The following is a 22838-nucleotide window of genomic DNA, read 5'->3' on the forward strand; positions in this document are numbered from 1 at the left end:
TCGGGTGCGTCACTGCGGGACCGGCAGGCGGTCCCTGCTTCTTTACTTATTTCTTTTGCGCGGCGAACAGCGCATCGAGCTTTTGCTCGAAGTCGTGGTAATTGATCGATTCATACAGCTCCATGCGCGTCTGCATGGTGTCGACCACGTTCTTTTGCGTGCCGTCGCGGCGCAGCGCCTGGTAGACGTTTTCCGCCGCCTTGTTCATGGCGCGGAAAGCGGACAGGGGATACAGGGCCAGGCCCACGTGCGCGCTGCGCAGTTCGTCCAGCGTGAACAGCGGCGTGGCGCCGAATTCCGTGATGTTGGCCAGGATCGGCACGTTGACGGCCTTGGCGAAGGTGGCGTACATGTCCAGGTCCGTGATGGCTTCCGGGAAGATCATGTCGGCACCCGCTTCGACGCAGGCGACGGCGCGTTCCAGGGCCGCTTCCAGGCCATCGACGGCCAGTGCATCGGTGCGCGCCATGATGACGAAGTTCGGATCCGTGCGCGCGTCGACGGCCGCCTTGATGCGGTCGACCATTTCTTCCTTGCTCACGATTTCCTTGCCCGGACGGTGGCCGCAGCGCTTGGCGCCCACCTGGTCTTCGATGTGCAGTCCGGCCGCGCCGAACTTGATCATCGATTTGACCGTGCGCGCCACGTTGAAGGCGGACGAACCGAAACCCGTGTCCGCATCGACCAGCAGCGGCAGGTCGCACACGTCGGTGATGCGGCGGATATCGGTCAGCACGTCGTCCAGGCTGGAAATGCCCAGGTCGGGCAAGCCCAGGGAACCGGCCGCGACGCCGCCGCCGGACAGGTAGATGGCTTTATAGCCGGCGCGCTTGGCCAGCAGGGCGTGGTTGGCGTTGATGGCGCCAACGACTTGTAAAGGGGATTCTTCCTGGACGGCCTTGCGGAATGCGGCACCTGCGGAGTATTGGGTCATGTGTTCACCTTATGGGGTTCGGGGCGTCCCAAATGTTTCATGGAACGGCTATGCCTACCAGTATTGCAAATGCCGTGCCAGGCTTGCGCGGCGGCGTGAACATGGTGTGCCGGCAGAGTGAAAATGCCTTGAAACGCCCATATGGCGACATTGGCCGGCTGTCACGCAGCAGACCAGCATTGTGACGTTCGAGGCACAAAATGTTTCATTCTTGTTTCATTCAATCCATTTTGAAACATCGCAGTGAAACATGCAACAAGAGGCATATCAAGGTGGCGATGCAAACGCGGAAACGGGCAAGGGTCCAGCCCAGAACAAAAACAGCCGGCGGGCGCCGGCTGGGAGTAATACGGGTGAATCTGCGGGTGAGGCTGCGCGGACAGGCTAGGCCAGCCGCACCAGCGGGTTGGCGATGATGTTGTCGATCTGGCGCACCGCTTCCTCGCAGGCGGCGGCAATGGCGCCCTCCTCGTCGTCGCGCACGAACTGCATGGTCGAGCCTTCGAATACTTCCAGGCCTTCCGCGGTGGCGCGTTCGATGTCGCAACTGGCTGACCATTTGCCATCGGTGGTGGGCACGGCCAAGGGAACGATTTCCCAGCCTTTATAGTGAATTTTAGAACTGCTATCCATGGGGTGCCTCCATAAGAACTGATTCGATCATAAATCGTAGCATGAAGCGCGGCCTCAGGCGACGTGTTTCACGCGCCGCACGCCGTCAGGCCGGCTTTCAGGCTAAACGATTTACGCTGGCTCAAGGGCGCAGCAGATTATCCACTTCCGTCTTGGCCACTTCCAGCCCGGCGATGCATGCCGTGTCCGGTGCCGGATAGCCGCCCAGGGTGCGGCTGCGCGTGATGGCCTGCGCCTCGGGTTCACCGTCGCGCTGCAGGCGGTAGGTAAAATCCCATAAGTCGTCATTGTCCTTTTGCGGCGTCACGGAGATGGTGAAACCGCGGTACTGTTCGCTGCGTGCAGTGGTATCGTTCATGAATTCCTCCTTGTGAGAATGAGATTACCACGCAGCAAGCCGCAGGGTGCGCACGGCTGTGCCGCATGCAGTTTGGCGGCCTTATCTGTTTTTCGCATGTCAAAAGTCAATTTGCAGCATTTTTTTAGCGAACTGTGACGATATAATGATGCTCCCTGCCCGCACTTTTTCACTGTGATGACCCCACAAATCCAAGCCTTCTTCGACCCGGCTACCGCCACCGTCACCTATGTTGTCTATGCGGAAGATGGCCAGGAATGCGCCATCATCGACTCCGTGCTCGACTATGACCCGAAGGCGGGCCGCACCTCGACCACCTCGGCCGACAAGGTCATCGCCTTCGTGCGCGAACACGACTTGCAGTGCCGCTGGCTGCTGGAAACCCATGCGCATGCGGACCACCTGTCCGCCGCGCCCTACCTGCAGCAGCAGTTGGGCGGCGACGTCGCCATCGGCGCGGCCATCCAGACGGTGCAGCAGGCGTTTTCCCAGGTGTACCACCAGGCGGGCGCGCGCGCCGACGGTTCGCAGTTCGACCAGCTGTTCGCGCCCGACCAGGTATTCCATATCGGCCAGCTGGAAGTGCGCGCCCTGCACGTGCCCGGCCACACGCCGGCCGACCTGGCCTACCAGATCGGCGACGCCGTCTTCGTCGGCGACACCCTGTTCATGCCGGACGTGGGCTCGGCCCGCTGCGATTTCCCCGGCGGCTCGGCCGCCCTGCTGTACCGCTCCGTGCGGCGCCTGCTGGCGCTGCCGCCGCAAACCAGGCTGTTCATGTGCCACGACTACCCGCCCAACGGCCGCGCGCCGCGCTGGGAAGTGACGGTGGCCGAACAGCGCGCCAGCAACATCCACCTGCGCGACGGCATCACGGAAGCACAATTCGTGGCCATGCGCACGGGCCGCGACGCCACCCTGGACATGCCGACCCTGATCCTGCCCGCCATCCAGGTCAACATCAACGCAGGCAAACTGCCCGAGCCGGAAGACAATGGCGTGCGCTATCTGAAGATTCCGCTGAACGCCATCTAAGAGCGCCCCTTTGAGAGCCACCTCTTTCAAGTGGAGGCTCAAGCCCCAACGGGCCGCAACAAGTGCGCCGCCCATTCTTGATCCCACGCAAGTCCAGCAACTGACAATCCGCATACAGTGCAGATTGCCTGAGCTTGCTTAGGCGCAGCTGTTTCCCATTCAACGTTGATGGAGCGCCAGCATGGTTTCCGACACTACGCCGGGCGCGGACTGCGTGCTCCTGGCCGACGCCGAAGGCACGACCCTGTTCAGCCATGGATTGCTCAAGGCAGTGGTTCGGCTGCCGCGCCCCGGCATCGTCATCTTCGTGCATGGCGTGAACTCCGATGGCGAATGGTATGACCAGGCCGAGCAAGGGCTGTGCGCAGGCCTCAACAATCGGCTCAAACGCCGCGACGAAGACCTGGAGATCCCCGGTCCGGCCGCCGGGCAAATGCAAGCGGCGCGCTACGAGCGCGAACTGACGGACGACGGCTTCCTCAACCCCAGGCGCAGCGCCAGCACCTTTTTGCAAGCGGACGACGCCAACTCACCGGTCATCCGCTTTCGCTGGGGCTACAAGGCTAGCGGCGAGGAGTTGCAGGCGTTTGGCGACGGCATCTATCTCAACGAAAAAAATTACTGGGGCGGCGGCCCCTTCGCCAACGGCTGCAGCGCCCTGCCCGATTTGTGGAGCGACGGTCTATCGGAGCAGCTGTTCCTGTGGATGCATATCCAGCACATGAATCCGACCAATGACCGGCAAGTGTATGCCTGCCCGCCGCGTCCGTATTTCGTTTTCGCCGCCTGGCGCCTGGCACGGCTGATCCAATCGGTGCGCGCCTGCCAGGCGGACGCGCCCGTCACCATCGTCTGCCACAGCCAGGGCAATATGGTGGCCATGGCGGCCGCCTTTCTGGGCGAAACGCTGGGTCCGTCTGCCGTGGCCGACAGCTATGTGCTGTGCAACCCGCCGTATAGCCTGTTGGACAGCAATTTCACGGAAAACTGGGTCAGCGGAAATTTGCAGGATGCACATGGCAACTCGGGCCGGCAAAAATACGCGGCGCGCACGCAAACCCTGAAGGCGTTTTTCAATATTTTGCGCACCCGCTCTGCCCTGCAGCAGGATGCCGACTTTGTCGATAAATTCTCCGGCAACAAAAAGCCTGAACGCAAGGGCAGCTATACGGCCGCCTTCGACCGCGCCGACTACGGTTTGCATGGTTCCACCTATGGCAGGGTCACCTTGTACTTCAACCCACATGACCAGGTCATTTCCGCCACGCCCGTGCAAGGCATCGGCTGGCGCGGCATGTCGGCGCAGGAAATTGCCGATACGGCTGGCGAAGGCGTGTTCACCCAGCGCGTCTTTGCGCAACATCACCTTGTCGGCCAGGAAAATGAAACGGACTACGATATCTGGCAGCGCAATGGCCAGCCGTTGACGCCGGACAGCATCGACTTCTGGCACCCGCGTTCGCTGGTCGCCGAGTATTCAATCAAAAAGGGCATGCGCTCAAGCAAGGGGATCGGGCGCAAGATACTGACTTTCTTGTTTGCGCCCATCGCCATCGTGCTCTCCAGGGCAGCCGGCACGCGCATCAACGCCCTGCCGCCCAAAGTCTGGCGGCTACCGATGAAGGCGCCAACGTTGCCCGAGCCTTTTATGCCGCAAGCGAAACGCTACGCAGATCTCAGCGAGCAGTTTGACGAGGGCTGCAATGCGCCCGCCGATTCCCTGCACAAAGACCGTCCGCCCGAAGCGGACGACGTGTATGCATCTGAGCGCGCGCATGGCAAGGGCAATGCGGAAACCGAAGCGGCGCTGCGCTATGAACAGAACGGCATGCTGCGTATGCAGGCCAGACGCGAAGGCTGGGTCGAGAAGGACCAGCCTGTGACGGCGGTGGACAAGCCGGAGGAGGCATCCAGGGAATTCAATATCTGGCGCAAACAGGAAATCCAGAACTACCTGGCCGCCAATATCGACACCCACGCCACCGATCACTCGACCATCATGACCAATCCCGAGCATGCGGAAAAGGCGCTGGCGTATGACGTGGCGGTGGGGGTGTGCACGATCAGGCAGGAGCAGTTGCGCGAATTAAGGGTGGCGGCGGATTGGAGTCTGCTCAAAGGGACATCTTTCGAGTCTGGAGAGTTCTTTGAGTACTACGACAACGGCACATTTAAAAATGCATCTTTATTTACATGGGCAAATGACAAAGACAGCCCTGCCAGAAAGCCAAAAGGCATCGTTGACGAACGCCAGAATGCCAATTCCACCAGTAATTCCACCAACGTTGCGCTGAGGACTGACGGTGCGTAAGTTCATTGCCACACCGCGCCAGCGACTGGGCTGGGCATTGACCACATTTCTCTTCGTCATTTTCCTGGCACTTTGGTTCACCTGGCCACGCTATGCCAGTCACCAGAATATCCATTCACCTGGAGACCTCATGAAACAGTTCCTTGCGTTGCCCACGCTCGCCGCCATCGCCATGCATATACTATTGGCAGGGTGCGCCGTGAAGCCTGTGAAAAATACAGAAACGTCATCAAGTCTTGCCGTCAACATCCCTTTCAAGGCGCAGGTGGTGGGCCTGCAGTGGCTCAATCCCCTGCAGCGGCGCGACTATCCGACCGAGTGGCAACTACTGTGGACGCTCGGCCTCGCCAAGCCCAACAAGAATGACGATATGGTCAGGACGGATCCCAGGGGATTCAGTACCTTGCAGGCGGTCGCCCCCATTGCTCACGATATAAATGGCAAGGAAACGTTCAAGGGCTATCACCATAAATATCTACGCGAACTGATGACCAATTTCCATGATATTTATTATTCCAGCCCTAACTACTTCTACCATGTCTATCCCAAGGATAAAAAACAGAACTGGCGCGAACTGGCAGGCATCCGCGTTGAACATGCCCTGCCTGAAGAAAAATTTGATTTGGCAGAAGTACACCAATTCACGCAGCAAACCATCAACGACACCTTCAGCATAGGCAATGTCAACTTCCCAACCCTCTGGACCCGCGCCACGCCACCCGATGTACGCATCACCCTGGGCGGCAATAATGCGGGCTTCACGTCATTGACCGCCGCGCTGGCCTACCTGCAAGCGCATCCGAAGGAAACCGTGTGGGTCATGAACTGGGATGCGCCGAGCCGGCCAAAAACCATGCAGATCAACGAAAACCTGGTGCTGCTGGTGCTGGCAGGCCCCCACTACAACACGGAGCGGGCGGCGCTGGCGTGGATAGGCTATCCATCGAGCAAAACCATCGCCGATCATGCACTGGCCAAGGACCAGCCGCCGCGCGCCGTGCAGGCGTGGCAGCACGTATTTGCCGAGGCGGCGCGCCAGGGCGGCAAGACTGAGGCCGATATCGGCTACGTCATCCACGACGCCAATATCACCTTGCCCACTTCGTCGGACCGCCTGCGCCACCTGGCGCATGCACTGGCCCTGGAAGTGCCGGGCTTCGACTTCCTGCCGCAGAGTTTCAATACGCCAGCCCTGCTGGGCGAGATGGGCGCCGGCACGGCCCTGACCAACGTGGCGCTCGGCATCGCCCATGCCAACCACGTCGGCAAGCCCGTGCTGGTGGCCGGCACCAGCGATGCAACACAGGTGACCGGCGTGCTGGTATCGCCACCGGACAAGGTGCGGCCCATCGACCACGACAAGCCGTGGTTCCGCGCACGCGGCGAAAACAATGCGTATCTGCCTTGGTGGGGCCTGCGCCACGACGCGGCAGACGCTATGCAGGGCTACTCGAAATAAAGCCCGGGAGGCTGGCTGCCAGTACCCAGCGCGCGCCGCGTGCCCTGCTCCACCGCGTCCATTCACGTCGCTTTGCAGCACCCGCCTGAACACCAGCGCGGCATGCACCCCAGCCAAATCCCCCCCCCCCCCGAAGCATCAGGAATCGTGAGCCGCGCGCTCAGTATTTACGATTTGCTTCCTCCCCCTGCGGCGGCTTATCGTGTACCCGCACTGCGCGCAGCACGCCCTTCCGCGGGCCTGTGCGCTTGCCAGCCGGTGCCGGCCTTTGCCAGGCGCTCCACTTTTCCCTTCCCTTGCCTGGACAGGCACCGCCATGACTTACTTGACATACGCCAGCCCCCTGCCGCCCGCGCCGCCCTTGCGCCGCATCGATGCCGCCGCAGCCAGCCAGCCCGCAGGCGTGCACTGCGCGTGGGAACAGGTGCGCGAACAGGCGCAGCGGCTCGCCGCGCGCGAGCCGCTGCTACGGCCCATGCTCGACGAGCTGATACTGCCGCGCGACAGCGCCGCCGCGCTGCTCGCCGCCGTCCTGGCCCAGCGCCTGGGGGCGCGCGACATGCGCCCGGCCGTGCTGCGGCCCCTTTTCGAGGACATTTTAAGCACACAGCCGGCCATCCTCGCCAGCATCACGGCCGACCTGGCGGCCATCGCGCAGCGCGATCCTGCCTGTCCCGACGGCCTGCACGCGCTGCTGAACCTGAAGGGTTTTCACGCGCTGCAAACCTACCGCATGGCGCACCACCTGTGGACGGCGGGCCGCAGCGAGGCCGCGTATTCCCTGTCCAGCCATGCGGCCAGCGTCTTCGGCATCGACATCCATCCGGCCGCGCGCATTGGCGCTGGCATCATGCTCGACCACGGCAGCGGCATCGTCATCGGCGAAACGGCCGTGGTCGACGACAACGTCTCCATCCTGCAGAACGTCACCCTCGGCGGCACCGGCAAGGAGCATGGCGACCGGCATCCGAAGATCCGCTCGGGCGTGATGCTGGGTGCGGGCGCCAAAATCCTCGGCAATATCGAAATCGGCGCCATGAGCAAGGTGGCCGCCGGCAGCGTGGTCCTGCGCGACGTGCCCGCGCACTGCACCGTGGCCGGCATTCCCGGGCGCATCGTCCGCTACCACCAGGCCGACAGCCTGCCCGCCTTCGAGATGGACCAGATGCTGTAGCCAGCCCGCCTTCACACTGACATGGCGCCAAACGCAACAACATTGTGCAAATGATGCGTCTTCCGCCATGTCATATCCCTCAGTACCATGTAATGACTCTTATTGGATGGACAAGCCACGCTATGAATTCGCCGTCAAAACCCGTACCACCCGCCTCCAGCCAGCAGGCCACCCCGGCCATCGCCGCCACGCGCCCCGTGCGCGGCGCGCTTGCCAGCCTGTCCCTGGCGATGCTGCTGCCCGCGCTGGGCACCAGCATCGCCAACGTGGGCTTGCCCGACATGGCCAGGGCCCTGCACGCGCCGTTCCAGGATGTGCAATGGATCGTGCTGTCCTACCTGCTGGCCATCACCGCGCTGATCGTCAGCGTGGGCCGCCTTGGCGACATGATCGGCCGGCGCCGCCTGCTGCTGGCCGGCATCGCCCTGTTCGCGCTCGCCTCCATCCTGTGCGCGCTGGCGCCCACCTTGTGGCTGCTGGTCGCCGCGCGCGCCCTGCAGGGCCTGGGCGCTTCCGTCATGATGGCGCTGACCATGGCCTTTGTCGGCAGCATCGTGCCCAAGGCGCAGACGGGCAGCGCCATGGGCCTGCTCGGCACCATGTCGGCCGTCGGCACCACGCTCGGCCCCGCGCTGGGCGGCCTGCTGATCGCCCGCTTCGGCTGGCAAGCCATCTTCCTCGTCAACGTGCCGCTGGCCGGCGTGGCCCTGCTGATGGCCTGGCGCTTCCTGCCGGCGGACCAGCGCGGCGCCAACGCCAAGCGGCCCGTGTTCGACCACCGCGGCACCCTGCTGCTGGCCCTGACCCTGGCCGCCTATGCGCTGGCCATGACCCTGGGGCGCGGCCATTTCGGCATGCGCAACGTGGCCCTGCTGCTGGCCGCCTGCGCGGGCGCCGCCCTCTTCGTGTATGTGGAACTGAAGGCGCCGGCGCCGCTGATCCGCCTGGCCATGTTGCGCGCGCCCGTGCTCAGCGCCGGCCTGGCAACCAGCATGCTGGTGTCGACGGTCATGATGTCCACCCTGGTGGTCGGCCCCTTCTACCTGGCGCGCGGCCTGGGCCTGGGCACGGCAGTCACGGGCATGGTGCTGGCGGCCGGGCCGCTGGTGGCGGCGTTCTGCGGCGTGCCGTCCGGCTGGCTGGTCGACCGTTACGGCGCGCAGCGCATGGGCGGCGCGGGCCTGTGCGGCGCGGCTGCCGCCTGCCTGGCGCTGTCGCTGCTGCCCGCCAGCCTGGGCATCCCCGGTTATGTCGCGCCCATCATGCTGCTCACGGCCAGCTACGCGCTGTTCCAGGCGGCCAACAATACGGCCGTGATGGGCGACATCGTTCCCGACCAGCGCGGCCTCATCTCCGGCATGCTCAATCTGTCGCGCAATCTGGGCCTCGTCACGGGCGCTTCCGTGATGGGTGCCATCTTCGCTTTTTTTGCCAGCGCCAGCGATCTCGCCAGCGCCCAGCCAGCCGCCATGATCCGTGGCATGCACGCCACCTTTGCCGTCGCCAGCGCGCTGATACTCGCCGCGCTGGCCATTTTTGCGCTCGGCCGCGCCCTGGCCAAGCCCCCAACGCCTTCTGGAGACCCCGCATGATGCGCCCCCGTCCGATTCCGTCCCTGCCCGTCCCGCTGTTACTACTGCTGGCACTGGCCTGCAGCGCCACATTATCCGGCTGCGGCCGTTCCCAGGCCGCGCCTGGCGGCCCGCCGCCCAAGGCCACCGTGTCCGTGGCCCTGCCCGAAACATCGATGGTGCAGGCGACCCTCGACTACACGGGCCGCATCGAGCCGTCGCAGCGCGTGGAAGTGCGCTCGCGCGTGTCGGGCTATTTGCAGCAGATCGCCTTTCGCGATGGCCAGCAGGTCAAGGCCGGCGATGCGCTGTTCGTCATCGACCCGCGCCCCTTCGCGGCGGCGCGCGACCGCGCCCAGGCCAGCCTGGCCCAGGCCAGCGCGCGCAGCAAGCTGGCCACAGCCCAGTTCGAGCGCAGCAGCCGGCTGCAGCAAACGGGCGCGGCCAGCACCGAGGAGCTGGAGCGGGCGCGCGGCGAACTGGAAGGCGCGCAGGCGGCCGTCATGCTGAGCCAGGCGGAGCTGCGCAGCGCCGAACTGGAACTGTCCTTCACCACCATGCGCGCGCCCATCGCCGGCACCGTGTCGGACCGCCGCGTGGATGTCGGCAACTACGTGGCCGGCGGCGCGGCGCAAAGCGGCGTGCTGACCACCATCGTCGCGCACAGCCCCGTGCGCGCCATGGTCGACCTGTCGGAAGCGGATTTCCAGCGCCTGCGCCAGCAAAGCAAGCTGCCATCGAAGGTGCAGCTGGCGCTCGATGGCGGCGGCCCCGCCCAGGATGCCACCGTCGACTTTGTCGACAACGAAATCAGCGCCCGCTCGGGCACGGTGCGCCTGCGCGCCAGCCTGGCCAATGCCGACCGCGCCGTCATGCCGGGCAGCTTTGCGCGCGTGCGCATCCCCGTCGGCGCGGCGCAGGAGCGCCTGCTGGTGCCCGACGCCGCCATCCTCAGCGACCAGAACAAAAAGATGGTGTTCGTCGTGGACGCGGCGGGCAAGGTGGCGCCGCGCAAGCTGGAACTTGGCGGCCTGCGGGGCGACAAGCAGATCGTGCTGTCCGGCCTCGGACCGCAGGACAAGGTCATCGTCTCCGGCGCGGCCAAGGTGCGCCCGGGCGACCAGGTGCTGGTGGCCGCTCCGCGCGCCAACGGCGCTTAAGGAGGGGCCATGCGTTTCTCCCAATTTTTCATCCGCCGGCCCGTGTTTGCCATCGTGCTGTCCATCCTCATCACCCTGGTGGGCGCGGTGTCGGCCATGCGCCTGCCGATCTCGGAGTTCCCCGAAATCGTGCCGCCCACGGTGACGGTGAAGGCCAACTATCCTGGCGCCTCGGCGCAGGAAATCGCCGATACCGTCGCCGCGCCGATCGAACAGGAAATCAACGGCGTCGACGGCATGCTCTACATGTCATCGCAATCGGTGGGCGACGGCAAGCTGACCATCAGCGTGGTGTTCAAGCCGGGCACCAACGTCGAACAGGCGCAGTCGCTGGTGCAGAACCGCGTGGCGGTGGCCGAAGCGCGCCTGCCCGAAGCCGTGCGGCGCCTGGGGCTGGCCGTCAAGAAGGCTTCGCCCGACCTGCTGATGGTGGTGCTGTTCGATTCGCCCAAAGGCACGCGCGACCAGCAATACATCTCCAACTTCATCGGCACCGCCGTCAAGGACAAGCTGGCCCGCGTGGAAGGCGTGGGCGACATCTACACGCGCGGCGCGCGCGACTTCTCGATGCGCATCTGGCTCGACCCGGCACGCGTGGCCTCGCTGGGCCTGACGGCGCCGGAAGTCATCGCCGCCGTGCGGCAAGCCAACTCGCAGGTCGCCGCCGGGGTGCTGAACCAGCCGCCGGGCGGCAGCGACGGCGCCTACCAGGTGCAGGTGCAGGCGCAAAGCCGCCTGCGCGATGTGGCCGAATTCGAGGCGATCGTCGTGGCTGCCCATGCGGACGGCGGCGTGGTGCGCCTGCGCGACGTGGCGCGCGTCGAGATGGGCGCGCAGGACTATACGGAAAGCGGCTTCGTCGACAACCGCACGGCCATCGCGCTGGGCATCAGCCTGCTGCCCGGCTCGAACGCGCTGGCCACCGGCGACCGCGTGCTGGCGCAGCTGGCCAAAATGGAAGCCGAGTTCCCGCAGGACGTGGCCTACCACGCGTATTACAATCCGACCGAATTCATCCGCTTCTCGATCGACAAGGTGCGCGACACCATCTTCGAGGCCGCGCTGCTGGTTTGCGTGGCCATGCTGCTGTTCCTCGGCTCCTGGCGCGCCGCCATCATTCCCATCCTGGCCATTCCCGTGTCCCTGGTCGGCACCTTCACGGTTCTCGCCGCGATGGGCTACACCCTGAATACCCTGTCGCTGTTCGGCCTGGTGCTGGCCATCGGCATCGTCGTCGATGACGCCATCGTGGTGGTGGAAAACGTCGAGCGCCACATGGAGGAAGGCATGAGCCCCGTCGCTGCGGCGCAGCGCAGCATGAACGAGGTGGGCTTCGCCCTGATCGCCATCGCGCTGGTGCTGGTGGCCGTGTTCGTGCCGACGGCCTTCATCGACGGCATCTCCGGCATGTTCTACCGCCAGTTCGCCGTCACCATCGCCGCCTCCACCGTCATCTCGGCGCTGGTCTCGCTGACACTGTCGCCGGCCCTGGCCGCGCTGCTGCTCAAGCCGCAGCACGATGCCAGCAGCCTGGGCGCGCGCTGGATGACCATCTTCAACCGCGGCTTTTCCCGCCTGACGGGCGGCTACGTGCGGCTGACGGGGCGCATCCTCTCGCGGCGCTGGCTGATGCTGCCGGTGTACCTGCTGCTGGCGGGTCTGACCCTGTGGCGCCTGGACGTGACGCCGCGCGGTTTCGTGCCGCAGCTGGACCGCGGCTACGCCATCGTCTCGATCCAGCTGCCGGCCGGCTCGACCCTGGCGCGCACCAGCGAAGTGGTGCAGGACGCCACGGCACGCCTGATGAGCCACCCCGGCGTGGCCCACACGGCCGCCTTTGTCGGCACCGACGGCGCCACGTTTACGTCGGCGCCGAATACGGCCGTCATCTTCACCATGTTCAAGGACTTCGGCGCGCGCGCCAGCGATGGCCTGGACGGCCCGGCCATGCTGGGCGCCATGCGCGCCAGGCTGGCGCCCATCAGCGCGGCGCACGTGATGGTGATACCCCCGCCCTCCGTGCCCGGCATCGGCACGGGCGGCGGCTTCAAGCTGATGCTGCGCGACACGGGCGGCCTGGGACCGCAAGCCTTGCAGGCGGCCGCGCGCGGCATCGTCGAAGAGGCATCCAAGCTGCCCTCGGTAATGGGTGCTTTCACGCCGTTCAACGCCATGAGCCCGCAGGTCAAGGTGGAACTGGACCGCACCAAGGCGGAATACCTGGGCGTGCCGCTGCTGCGCGTCAACGAGACCCTGCAAAGCTACATGGCGCCCGTCTTCGTCAACGACATGAACCTGATGGGCAGGGTGTGGCGCGTCACGGCCCAGGCGGACGCGCCCTACCGGCGCAGCGTGGCCGACCTGGCCGCGCTGAAAACGCGCGCCGCCAACGGCGACATGGTGCCGCTGGGCAGCGTGGCCACCTTCAGCGAAGGCACGGCGCCGTTCCGCGTGCCGCGCTACAACCTGTATCCGGCCGCCGAAATCCAGGGCAGCACCAAGCCTGGCTATTCGACGGGGCAAACCATCGCCGCGATGGAAGAGCTGCTCAAGGCCCGCCTGCCGGCCGGCTTCGACTACGAGTGGACGGAACTGGCACTGCAGGAAAAACACGCGGGCGGCAGCACCGGCATGGTGCTGGGCCTGGCCGTGCTGCTCGTCTACCTGCTGCTGGCGGCTTTGTTTGAAAGCTGGCTGCTGCCCCTGTCCGTCGTGCTGATCGTGCCCAGCTGCGTGCTGGCCACGCTGGTCGGCGTGTCGTGGCGCGGTATGGACAACAACGTGCTGACGCAGATCAGCATTGTGGTGCTGATCGGCCTGGCGGCCAAGAATGCCATCCTGATCGTGGAATTCGCGCGCCAGGCGATGGCGGCCGGCGCCGATGCGCGCGAAGCGGCCATCGCCGCCGCCCGCACCCGTCTGCGGCCGATCCTGATGACCTCACTGGCATTCCTCTTGGGCGCGATACCGCTGATGCTGTCTTCCGGCGCGGGCGCGGAAATGCGCCAGTCGATGGGCACGGCCGTCTTTGCCGGCATGCTGGGCGTGACCTTGTCGGGCCTGTTGTTTACACCGTTGTTTTTCACCTTGCTGAGCAGGCGCCGCGCGGCGCCCGCCGCACGCACGGTCGCGCTGGGAGAAGCCGCATGAGCCGCACACACCGCATGAATAATGTGAACGCGCGCCGCGCCGCGCCGCTGCTGGCGGCGGCGCTGCTGGCCCTGGCCGGCTGCAGCGTCGGCACGCCCACGGCGACGCGGGCACTCGACACGGCGCAGCTGCCGGCCCTGCCCTCGGCCGCCGGCGCGGCGGAACTGCAGGCCGGCGCGCCGCCAGCGCTGTGGTGGCAGGACCTGGGCGATGCGGGCCTGGAGCAACTGGTCAGGCGCGCCTGGCAAGACAATTACGATGTGCGCATCGCCGCCGCGCGCCTGGCCAGCGCCAGCGAATACGCGCAGGCGGCGCGCGGCGCCCGCCTGCCGGCGCTGGATCTCGATGCGCAGGCCGGGCGCGCGCGCCTGGCGGCCATCGAGAGCAGCGACGGCCAGCCGCATATCGCCTCGCCGGTGCAGTGGAACGCCGTCTTCAGCTGGGAACTTGACCTGTTTGGCCGCGTGCGCCACAGCATCGCCGCCGCCGAGGCCACGGCGGACGAGCGCGCCGCCGTGCGCGACGACGTGCGGCGCCTGATCCTGGCGCAAGTGGTGGATGCCTACCTGGTGCTGCGCGGCGCGCAGCAGATGCGCGCCAGCCTGCAGGAGCAATTGTCGAACCAGTCCGGCACCTTGCGGCTGGTACGCGAGCGCGAAAACGCGGGCCGCGCGGCGCCGGCCGAACGCATGCGCGCCGAAGCACAGATGCGCCTGGCCAGCGCCCGCCTGCCCAGCCTGAATGCCGAGGAACGCGTGGCGCGCAACCGCCTGGCGACACTCACGGGGCAGCGCCTGGATGCGCCGGAACTGGCGGCGCTCGACCGGCCGATGCCGCTGGCGCTGCCACAGACCCTGCTGACGGATGAGCCGGCCCATTTGCTGCTGCGCCGGCCCGACGTGCGCGCGGCCGAACGCGCGCTGGCTGCGGCCAGCGCGCGCGAAGGCGCAGCCATCGCCGAGCGCTTCCCGCGCATCAGCCTGGGCGCGCTGTTTGGCGCCTCGGGCGTGGCGGGCGACTGGAACGGCGGCGACGCGGCGCGCTGGCACGCGGGCGCCGCCATTTCCCTGCCGCTGTTCGATGGCGGCACGCGCCGCGCCCGCGCGCGCGCGGCCGGTGCCGAAGTGCTGGCCGCGCAGGCCGGCTTCGACAAGGCGCTGGCGCTGGCATTGGAAGAAACCGACAGCGCCATCGCGCAATGGGTGCAGCTGCGCAGCCGCCATGCGGAACTGCGCGAGGCGCACCAGCTGGCGCAGGAAAGCGCGCGCCTGGCCAGGGTGCGCTACCAGGAAGGCGCGGAAAGCCTGCTGGGCGTGCTCGAAGCGGAACGCATCGCCCTGGCCACGCAGGAGCAGCTGGTGACGGCGCACCGCGACGTGGCCATCGCCACGGCCCATGGCTACACGGCCATGGCGGGCGGCTTCGACGGGCCGGTGCAGCGCTAGAAGACAGACGCCGGCGGCGTCAGGCGGCGCCGACCTGGCTGGCGCACGCGTCGACCACGCAGCCGCGCAGCCAGCGGTGGGCAGGGTCGGCATCCATGCGCGGATGCCACATCAGGGACACGGTCAGGTCCGGCATGCGCAACGGCAGCGCAAAGCTGAACATGCCGGCACGCAGATTGCCCGTGTGCCGTTCCGGCACGGTGGCGATCAGGTCGGAGCCATCGGCCAGCGCCAGCGCCGCCGTAAAGCCGCCGACGATGCTGGCGATGCTGCGCTGCAGTCCCAGCGCGGCCAGCGCGTCATCCATCGGCCCCGTATCCTGGTCGCGCCGCGCCACCAGCACGTGCTGGCCGGCCGCGTAGCGCTCGGCGCTGATCTCGCCCTGCGCCAGCGCATGGCCGCTGCGCACCACACCGACGAAACGGTCGCCGAACAGCCTGCGTGTGCGCACTTCCGGGCTGGTGAAACTGCCGATCACGCCCGTCTCCAGATCGATGCTGCCCTCGCGCAGCTGCACGCTTTCGCGGTCGACCTTTTGCACGAAGCGCAAACGCACGCCGGGCGCCTGCGCGCCGATATGCGCGAGCAGCGCAGGACCGAAATTTTCCACGAAACCATCGCTCGAACGCAGCGTGAAGGTCTGCTCCAGCTGGCGCGGATCGAGGCGCTGGGCCGGGCCCAGCACGGCCAGCGCCTCGCCCACCAGCTGGCCCACCCGTTCGCGCAATTCCAGCGCGCGCGGCGTGGGCACCAGTTCACGGCCGGCGCGCACCAGCAGCGGATCGCCGGTCGTCTCGCGCAGGCGCGCCAGGGCGCGGCTCATGGCCGATGGGCTCAGGCGCAAGCGCCGCGCGGCGCGCGTGACGCTGCCTTCCGCCAGCAGCACATCGAGGGTGATTAACAGGTTCAGATCGGGTATCGACATAGTTTCTTACCTTAGCATGATTTACTCGGCCCATGGCGTCAGACGCATGGATACATTGCGCGCGGCACGCCTTCCGGCGCGCCTGGCGCGGCGCTACGATGGACGCATCGCCACTTCGATCGACAACGACATGCAAGCCATTCTTGCTCCTGCCGCCGGCCCTGCCGCGCGCCCGCGTTTTGCGCTGCCAGGCATGCCGCTGCGGCCGATGGACAGCGCCGACTGGAACCGCCGCCATGCCGGCGAGGATGGCGCCGCGCCGTGCGACGCCAGCGCGCTGCTGGCCGTCGAAGTGGCCGGCCTCGCACCTGGCAACGCGATCGACCTGGCCAGCGGCACCGGACGCCACGCGGTCTGGCTGGCGCAGCAAGGCTGGCAGGTGCGGGCCGTCGATTTCGCCAAGGCGGGACTCGACAAGGGCCGGCAACTGGCGCATGCGCGCCAGGTCGAGGCGCGCATCGACTTCGTGCTGGCCGACCTGCGCCACTATGCCATCGGCGCCAGCCAGTTTGAGCTGGTGCTGCTGGCATATCTGCACCTGCCGCAGCAGGAATTGACGCCGATACTGGCGCGCGCGGCCAGGGCCGTGGCGCCCGGCGGCACTTTCCTGCTGCTGGCGCATGACGCGGACAGCTTCGCGCATGGCCACGGCGGGCCGCAGCATGCCGAACTGCTCTACCGCCTGGACAAGGTGCAGGCCTTGCTGGGCGCGGCCTTCCACATCGACAAGGCGGGCCGCTGCGGCAGCGGCGACACGGCCGGCCTGCTGCTGCGCGCCACGCGCAAGCTTGACGGTGCCACCGGCTGCGCCCGCGCGGCGGCGTCAGGGAGCGCCAATTGAGGCGCCTGCTCTCCTGGGCCGTGCGCTGCATCGCGCCGGACAGCCCGGCGCAGGTCCGGCAGCCAAAGACAGAACAGGAACATTCACAGGAGCGGGGACAAGAGCGGGAACAGGGGCGGGACGCCGGCGAAGAGCGGACCTCCTCCGCGCCGGCCGACGCCTATCCGCTCGACGCCACCGGCTGGGGCACCTGCGGCTGGCCCCTGTAATCGCCTTGCTTCAGCACGCGCGCCCGCCTTCGCCTGTCCGTATCAGCACGCCATCGGCCAGCCAGCGCAGCAGCAAGGGCGCCGGCGCGAATGGCGCGGCAGCCTGGTCCTGCAAATGCGCCTGCTGCGCCGCCGCCAGCGCATCGCCCAGGGCCGCCCCGCCAGCCAGCACGGCCAGCGCCGCCGCTTCTGCCGCATCGATTTCGCGCACCCGCGCCGTCCAGCCGCTGCGGTACACGAGCGCCAGCGTCGTGCCTTCGGCGTCGGGCGGCATGGCGTGCCGCCCCGAATCCTCATGCGCCAGCCAGATGGCCGCCGCGCGCCAGGGCGAGCGGTACAGCACCGCCGCCGGATGCAGCGCCAGCCGCCACGCCTCGACCTGGCCCGCCTTGGCCGCCTGCACGTCCAGCAAGGTCAGGGCCACGGCATCGGGCGCGCCATGCGCCTGGTGCAGCAGCCATTCCAGGCGCGCCACATCGGCAAAATAGCCGTGCGCGGCGGCCGGCCGCCAGGCGGCCAGGAACAGGGGCAGGCTGGCGCCAAAATGGGCCAGGTCGGCGCTGCGCGACGGATGCGCATCGCCGTAGGCATGCGCCATGGCGCGGAACCAGGCCGCGCCGCCCAGCGCGCGCAGCACCGGATACACGAGTTCCAGCGCGCGCGCGTGATGCTGGCGCAGCGCCTGGCCATAGCGCGCCAGGGCGCCGGCGCCGCGCGCATGAAGGCCCAGCCACGGCGCCAGCGCGGCCGCATCGGGCGTGCGCGCGCTGATCTGCGCGCCGAACGCGGCCTGCAGGCGCGCCAGTTCCTCAAGCGTCATCGCAGGCCGCCAGGGCTGCCGGCGCCAGCGCCTCGCCGGCCAGCGCCCGCGCGCGGGCCACTTCGTCGAGCAAGGTGGCCAGCGGCGGCAAGTTGGTATCCCATTCGACCAGCGTGGGCAGCGGGCCGTAGCGGCGCAAGGCGGCGCGGTACAGTTCCCACACGGGAGCGGCCACGGACGCGCCATGGTGGTCGACCAGCAAGCCGCCATCGTCGCAGTGGCCGGCCAGGTGCAGTTCACCCACCATGCCGGGCGCCAGCGCCGCCATGGCGGCCAGCGCGTCCTCACCGTGGTTGCATTGATTGACATACAGGTTGTTGATGTCCAGCAGCACGCCGCAACCGGTGCGGCGCGCCACGCAGGCGAGGAAATCCGTCTCGCCCCAGCTGTCGCCGGCAAAGCGCAAATAGGTAGAGACGTTCTCCAGCAGGATCGGGCGGCGCAGCACTTCCTGCACCAGGTCCACGCGCTGGCACACCAGTTCCAGGCTGGCGCCGTTCAGCGGCAGCGGCAGCAAGTCGTTGAGCGTCGCCGCGCCGGTGGCGCCCCAGCACAGGTGCTCGGACACCAGCATCGGCTCGATGCGCGCGGCCAGGCGGGCGATGCGTTCCACGTGCGTGCGCGAAAAGCCGTGCACGGAACCGAGGCCCATGCCCACGCCATGCAGCGAGACGGGATAATCGGCGCGCAGGGTTTCCAGCACATGCAGGTCCCAGCCACCTTCGGCCAGATAGTTCTCGCTATGGACTTCGAGCCAGTCCACGGGCGGGCGCCGCGCCAGCATGTCGCGGTAGTGCGCGCCGCGCAGGCCGATGCCCACCGGGGGCGCGGCCATCGCCTGCTCGCGCATCAGGGCAAGCCGCGCGCGCCCGCCGGCGCCGCACCGGCCTTGGCGGCCGTGCCGGGCGCCGCATCGAGCTCGCGCACCACGCGCAGGCCGATCCAGCCGCGCCGCCCTTCCGCGCCCAGGCCCAGGCGAGTGGCCGCGCGCACGAAGTTCGGCGTATCGGTCCAGGAGGCGCCGCGCGCCACGCGCTTCTTGCAGCCCGGCTCTTCCCACACGCGGCTATCTTTCGGCGCGCCCTCGTAGTCGCTGTGCCAGCAATCGGCGGTCCACTGCCACACATTGCCCAGCACATCGTACAGCCCTGCCGGATTCGGCGCGTAGCTGCCCACCGGCGCCGTCGTGGGCCAGTTGCCCGAACCGGAAACGACGCCGCCGCAATGCTTCTGCTGCGGGCAGTCGTCGGGGCCGTACTTGGCGTCGCCGCGCGTGATGTCCTCGCCCCACCAGCGCGCCGTGACGGTGCCGGCGCGCGCCGCATATTCCCACTCGGCCTCGGTGGGCAGGCGGTAGCGCGCGCCGCTCTTCTTCGACAGCCAGCGCAGATAGCTTTGCGCATCGTTCCAGCTGACGTTGACGGCCGGCCGCGTGCCGCGTCCCCAGCCTTCGTCCGATGGCCGGTAGGCGTCGCAACCGCCATCCTGCACGCAGGCGTCGAACTGCGCGAACGTCAGGCTGAAGCGACCGATGGCAAACGGCTGCAGGATTTCGACCGGATGCTGGCCTTCATTGCCGAAACGCCCGCTCTCGCCCGGTGGCGATCCCATGAGGAAGCGCCCGGCCGGCAGCGGCACCATTTCCGGGCACGCGCCGTCGCAATCGCGGAAGGACTTGCCGGCGACCACGGGGGTGGTCAGGGCCGGATCGATGGCATCGAGCTTTTGCCGCGACAGATAGGCGGACAGGTTGGCGATGTCGCCATCCGTCAGGGGCGCCACGGCCGTGTTCATCAAGGGGCTGACGCGCGCATGCGAACGGAAGGCGCGCAGCTGGCTGTCCAGGTAGGCCAGGTTCTGCCCGGCCAGCTTCGGATAATCGGCGACGGCCGCATTGCCCTTCGGGCCGTGGCAGGCGGCGCACGCCGGCAGCGCGCGGGCAGCGTCGCCCTCGTGGTACAGCGCCTCGCCCGCCGCTACATCGGCCGGCGGTCCCGTCCTGGCGGGCGCCGCTCCCGGGCAGGCCAGCGGCGCCGCTTCCACCTTGCCGCCCAGCGCCGTGCAGGTGCCGGCCGGCACGGTCATCCATTCGCCAGGGTCGCGGTCGACGGTGGCCATGCCCGAGCACAAATGGAAGCAGGTGGTATTCGCGCATTCATTCTGCCCCGCCTTGGCCACGCCATAGCAGATTTCGCTCTTGGCGGCGGCCTTTTTCTCCGGCGCCTGGGCCGGCGCGGGAATGGCCACGGCCAGTGCGCAGGCGGCGGCCACGGCGGCCTGCACCAGCGCCTGCCGGTTCTGCGGCTGCGGCGCCGGCGTTGGCATTGCCGGCGTCGCGGCCTTGCTTGTCGTTGATACATGCACCATGCGGTGGCTTCCTTTTCAAAATGCCGGCAGGCGCCGCCAGCGGCGCGCCTGCCATGCCGTGTCAGTGTTCGTTGAACTGGCGATCAGTCATAGTGGGCGCTCGCTTCGATCAGTTCGATGCGGTAGCCGTCCGGGTCCTGCACGAAAGCGATGATATTGCTGCCATGTTTCATCGGCCCCGCTTCGCGCGTGACGGTGCCGCCATGCGCGCGCACTTTGGCGCACACGCTGGCCGCATCGTCGACGGCCACGGCCAGGTAGCCATAGGCGTCGCCATGGGTATAGGCTTGCCGGTCCCAGTTATGCGTCAGTTCGATGGCGGCGTGCGCGGGCGTCTCGCCATAGGCAACGATGGCGCGCGTAAAGCGCGCGTCCGGATAGTCGTGGCGCCGCTGCAAGGTCATGCCCAGGGCGTCGCGGTAAAAATGCAGGGCGGCGTCGAGGTCGGCGACGCGCAGCATGGAATGCAATATGCGCATGGTGTGATGGCTCCGTCAAATGGGAACAAGGGTCAGGCCACGCGTTGCTGGACAATGGCAGGGGCCGATGGTTCGTCCGGCACGGGCAGGTAGCGGGCGCCAGCCTGGTAGCGCTGCACGAACTGGCCAAAATCGCCGCTGTCGGCGCGCTCCACCCTTTCCTGCTCGGCTAGCGAGGCATCGGCCTGCGCCGTGAAGCGCGCCAGCGCCGCCGCATCGAGCGGACGGCCGCGAAAATGCGCCGCGTGGGCCGCGCTCTGGCGCAGGGCGAACGCGTCAAAGCTGCCCTGCTCGGCGCGGATCGCCGCCAGCACGCGCGCCGAGGGCGTCAGCGCCACGTCCGCCAGTTTGGCGCGCTGCGCCGCCAGCGCCGTGGCGCAATCGTCGCCGCCGCGCGCCTGGTCCAGCAGCGCGGCCATGGGGGCGATGCGTTCGAGCAGTTCGCCGGCCCAGGCTTGCAGGGTGATTTGTTCGCCGTGGCGTTCCAGCAGCAGGCCGGGACGGCGTCCTTCCTTGACGGTGCGGGCGAAATTCTCGGTGTTCTCGCGGCTTTCCGCATTGCCGGTGAGCGGGCTGTCCTGCAACGCGCAAAACAGCAGGAAGGCGTCGAGGAAGTGGCAGGTCGGCGCGCCGATGCCCAGCGGCTCGAACGGGTCGACATCGAGGCAGCGCACTTCCACGTACTGCACGCCGCGCTGGGCCAGCGCATGCAGCGGGCGCTCGCCGCTGTGCGCCACGCGCTTGGGGCGGATCGCCGAGTAGTATTCGTTCTCGATCTGCAGGCGGTTGGTGTTGATCTGCACCCACTGGCCCTCGCGCCGCGTGCCCAGCTCGACATACGGCAGGTACGGGTGGTTCATCGCCGCCGCCAGGCTGGTGATATAGCTGTCGAGCGTGTTGTAGTCGGGCGTCAGGCCGGCCTGGGCATCGTTCTGGTAGCCCATGTCGCTCATGCGCAGGCTGGTGGCGTACGGCAGGTACACGGTATCGGCCGACAGCTGCTCCAGCGGGAAGTCGCCGCGCCCCGGAAAATGCGCCGCCAGCGCCGGCGCGGCGCCGAACAGGTACATCAGCAGCCAGCCGTAGCGGCGGAAGTTGCGGATCAGGGCGACATAGCTTTCCGACTGAAACTGCATCGCCGTGCCGCCGTCGCCCTCGTCCGCGCGCAGGCGCTGCCACCATTCGGGCGGCAGCGAGTAGTTGTAGTGGATGCCGGCGATGCACTGCATGCTCTTGCCATAGCGCAGCGCCAGGCCGCGCCGGTAGACATGCTTGAGCATGCCGATGTGCGAGCTGCCATACCAGGCGATCGGGATGTCCGGGTCGGCGGGCAGCCGGCACGGCATCGAATGACTCCACAGCATTTCGTCGCCCAGGCCACTGAAGACGAAGCGGTGCAAGGCGTCGTAGCCATCGAGCATGGCGGCCGTGTCCTGCTCGGGCGGCGTGATCAGCTCGATCAGCGCTTCCGCGTAATCGGTGGTGATGGTGGGATGGGTCAGGGCCGCGCCCAGCGCCAGCGGATGCGCGGTGGCGGCCAGGTGGCCGCGGCTGTCCACGCGCAGCGCTTCGCGTTCGATGCCGCGCAATCCCCGGGCCAGCAGCGCACGTCCGTCCGCGTTGGCCAGCAGCGCCATACGGCGCGTCAATAGTGAACTCATAGCTGTGCTACCTTTACAAAAAAGTATCGTTCGGCTTTCCATCTCGACGCCGACGATAAGCCCCAAACCCCGCGCCACACAACTCGCAAATCCTGAGTACGGCGATCAGAAACACTGATGCCAGGGGCCAGGCGTCTGGATTTGCGGGGCCTGCGCCGGGCGCCGGCGTTCGCATCAGCGTTAGTGAGTGCTGCACTCAGGATTTGCGAATTGCGCCGTCCCGCCATGGCCCTTATCTTGATAAACGAATATCAATAGACGGAAAAGTTTGGTTGCGCCGGCATCGCAGCGCCGGCGCGCCCCTTC

18 protein-coding genes are annotated in these 22838 nt (G+C 67.3%); 9 read left to right on the plus strand and 9 right to left on the minus strand.

Going from position 1 to position 22838, the window contains the following annotated elements; all coding sequences use genetic code 11:
• Positions 1–46 precede the first annotated feature (46 nt).
• The 3 genes from prpB to ACQ4WR_RS17820 all read right to left on the minus strand — a co-directional run bounded on the left by prpB (position 47) and on the right by ACQ4WR_RS17820 (position 1925).
• On the minus strand, positions 47–934 hold the full coding sequence (gene prpB, locus ACQ4WR_RS17810; protein WP_086136626.1) for a methylisocitrate lyase: 888 nt from the start codon (positions 932–934) through the stop codon (positions 47–49).
• 384 nt (positions 935–1318) lie between these two features.
• Positions 1319–1567: a hypothetical protein gene (locus ACQ4WR_RS17815; protein WP_034783948.1), complete on the minus strand. Its 249-nt coding sequence runs from the start codon at positions 1565–1567 to the stop codon at positions 1319–1321.
• 121 nt (positions 1568–1688) lie between these two features.
• Positions 1689–1925 (minus strand): hypothetical protein, encoded by a 237-nt coding sequence (locus ACQ4WR_RS17820; RefSeq protein ID WP_102293362.1) that lies wholly within the window; start codon positions 1923–1925, stop codon positions 1689–1691.
• Positions 1926–2102: 177 nt separating this feature from the next.
• On the opposite strand from ACQ4WR_RS17820, the gene ACQ4WR_RS17825 reads away from it, so the two are divergent.
• The 8 genes from ACQ4WR_RS17825 (at position 2103) to ACQ4WR_RS17860 (ending at position 15230) form a co-directional block, all read left to right on the plus strand.
• Positions 2103–2960, plus strand: a complete 858-nt coding sequence (locus ACQ4WR_RS17825) for an MBL fold metallo-hydrolase (RefSeq protein ID WP_436488891.1) — start codon at positions 2103–2105, stop codon at positions 2958–2960.
• Between the two features lie 181 nt (positions 2961–3141).
• The gene (locus tag ACQ4WR_RS17830; RefSeq protein WP_436488892.1) at positions 3142–5271 is read left to right on the plus strand and encodes a T6SS effector phospholipase Tle3 domain-containing protein; all 2130 of its coding nucleotides are present in this window, start codon (positions 3142–3144) and stop codon (positions 5269–5271) included.
• A 130-nt stretch (positions 5272–5401) separates the two neighbouring features.
• Positions 5402–6730 (plus strand): hypothetical protein, encoded by a 1329-nt coding sequence (locus ACQ4WR_RS17835; RefSeq protein WP_102293359.1) that lies wholly within the window; start codon positions 5402–5404, stop codon positions 6728–6730.
• Between the two features lie 316 nt (positions 6731–7046).
• Positions 7047–7904: a serine O-acetyltransferase gene (gene cysE, locus ACQ4WR_RS17840; protein WP_436488894.1), complete on the plus strand. Its 858-nt coding sequence runs from the start codon at positions 7047–7049 to the stop codon at positions 7902–7904.
• 122 nt (positions 7905–8026) lie between these two features.
• The gene (locus ACQ4WR_RS17845; RefSeq protein WP_436488896.1) at positions 8027–9496 is read left to right on the plus strand and encodes an MFS transporter; all 1470 of its coding nucleotides are present in this window, start codon (positions 8027–8029) and stop codon (positions 9494–9496) included.
• Positions 9493–10635 (plus strand): efflux RND transporter periplasmic adaptor subunit, encoded by a 1143-nt coding sequence (locus tag ACQ4WR_RS17850; protein ID WP_102299591.1) that lies wholly within the window; start codon positions 9493–9495, stop codon positions 10633–10635. Before ACQ4WR_RS17845 ends, ACQ4WR_RS17850 begins: the two co-directional genes overlap by 4 nt.
• Before the next feature lie 9 nt (positions 10636–10644).
• Positions 10645–13785: an efflux RND transporter permease subunit gene (locus ACQ4WR_RS17855; RefSeq protein ID WP_436488897.1), complete on the plus strand. Its 3141-nt coding sequence runs from the start codon at positions 10645–10647 to the stop codon at positions 13783–13785.
• A complete protein-coding gene (locus ACQ4WR_RS17860) occupies positions 13782–15230 on the plus strand; it encodes an efflux transporter outer membrane subunit (RefSeq protein ID WP_436488899.1) in 1449 nt (482 codons plus the stop codon). Before ACQ4WR_RS17855 ends, ACQ4WR_RS17860 begins: the two co-directional genes overlap by 4 nt.
• A gap of 19 nt (positions 15231–15249) precedes the next feature.
• Here ACQ4WR_RS17860 and ACQ4WR_RS17865 read toward each other — a convergent pair whose 3' ends face one another.
• Complete coding sequence (locus ACQ4WR_RS17865) at positions 15250–16155, minus strand: LysR family transcriptional regulator (RefSeq protein WP_102299625.1); 906 nt, start codon at positions 16153–16155, stop codon at positions 15250–15252.
• Between the two features lie 46 nt (positions 16156–16201).
• Between ACQ4WR_RS17865 and ACQ4WR_RS17870 the strand changes: the two genes are divergently transcribed.
• Positions 16202–16996: a class I SAM-dependent methyltransferase gene (locus ACQ4WR_RS17870; protein WP_436488901.1), complete on the plus strand. Its 795-nt coding sequence runs from the start codon at positions 16202–16204 to the stop codon at positions 16994–16996.
• Between the two features lie 219 nt (positions 16997–17215).
• Here ACQ4WR_RS17870 and ACQ4WR_RS17875 read toward each other — a convergent pair whose 3' ends face one another.
• The 5 genes from ACQ4WR_RS17875 to gshA form a co-directional block, all read right to left on the minus strand.
• Complete coding sequence (locus ACQ4WR_RS17875; protein WP_436488903.1) at positions 17216–18025, minus strand: HvfC/BufC family peptide modification chaperone; 810 nt, start codon at positions 18023–18025, stop codon at positions 17216–17218.
• Positions 18015–18860 (minus strand): MNIO family bufferin maturase, encoded by an 846-nt coding sequence (bufB, locus tag ACQ4WR_RS17880; protein WP_436488904.1) that lies wholly within the window; start codon positions 18858–18860, stop codon positions 18015–18017. The genes ACQ4WR_RS17875 and bufB overlap by 11 nt, the downstream gene beginning before the upstream one ends.
• A gap of 14 nt (positions 18861–18874) precedes the next feature.
• The gene (gene bufA1, locus ACQ4WR_RS17885) at positions 18875–20392 is read right to left on the minus strand and encodes a BufA1 family periplasmic bufferin-type metallophore (protein ID WP_436488906.1); all 1518 of its coding nucleotides are present in this window, start codon (positions 20390–20392) and stop codon (positions 18875–18877) included.
• A gap of 83 nt (positions 20393–20475) precedes the next feature.
• The gene (gene gloA, locus ACQ4WR_RS17890; RefSeq protein ID WP_102299658.1) at positions 20476–20871 is read right to left on the minus strand and encodes a lactoylglutathione lyase; all 396 of its coding nucleotides are present in this window, start codon (positions 20869–20871) and stop codon (positions 20476–20478) included.
• Positions 20872–20903: 32 nt separating this feature from the next.
• A complete protein-coding gene (gene gshA / locus ACQ4WR_RS17895) occupies positions 20904–22532 on the minus strand; it encodes a glutamate--cysteine ligase (RefSeq protein ID WP_436488908.1) in 1629 nt (542 codons plus the stop codon).
• Positions 22533–22838 lie beyond the last annotated feature (306 nt).

Origin of the sequence: Janthinobacterium amylolyticum, assembly GCF_051380655.1 — a bacterium.
Classification (GTDB): Bacteria; Pseudomonadota; Gammaproteobacteria; order Burkholderiales; family Burkholderiaceae_D; genus Janthinobacterium.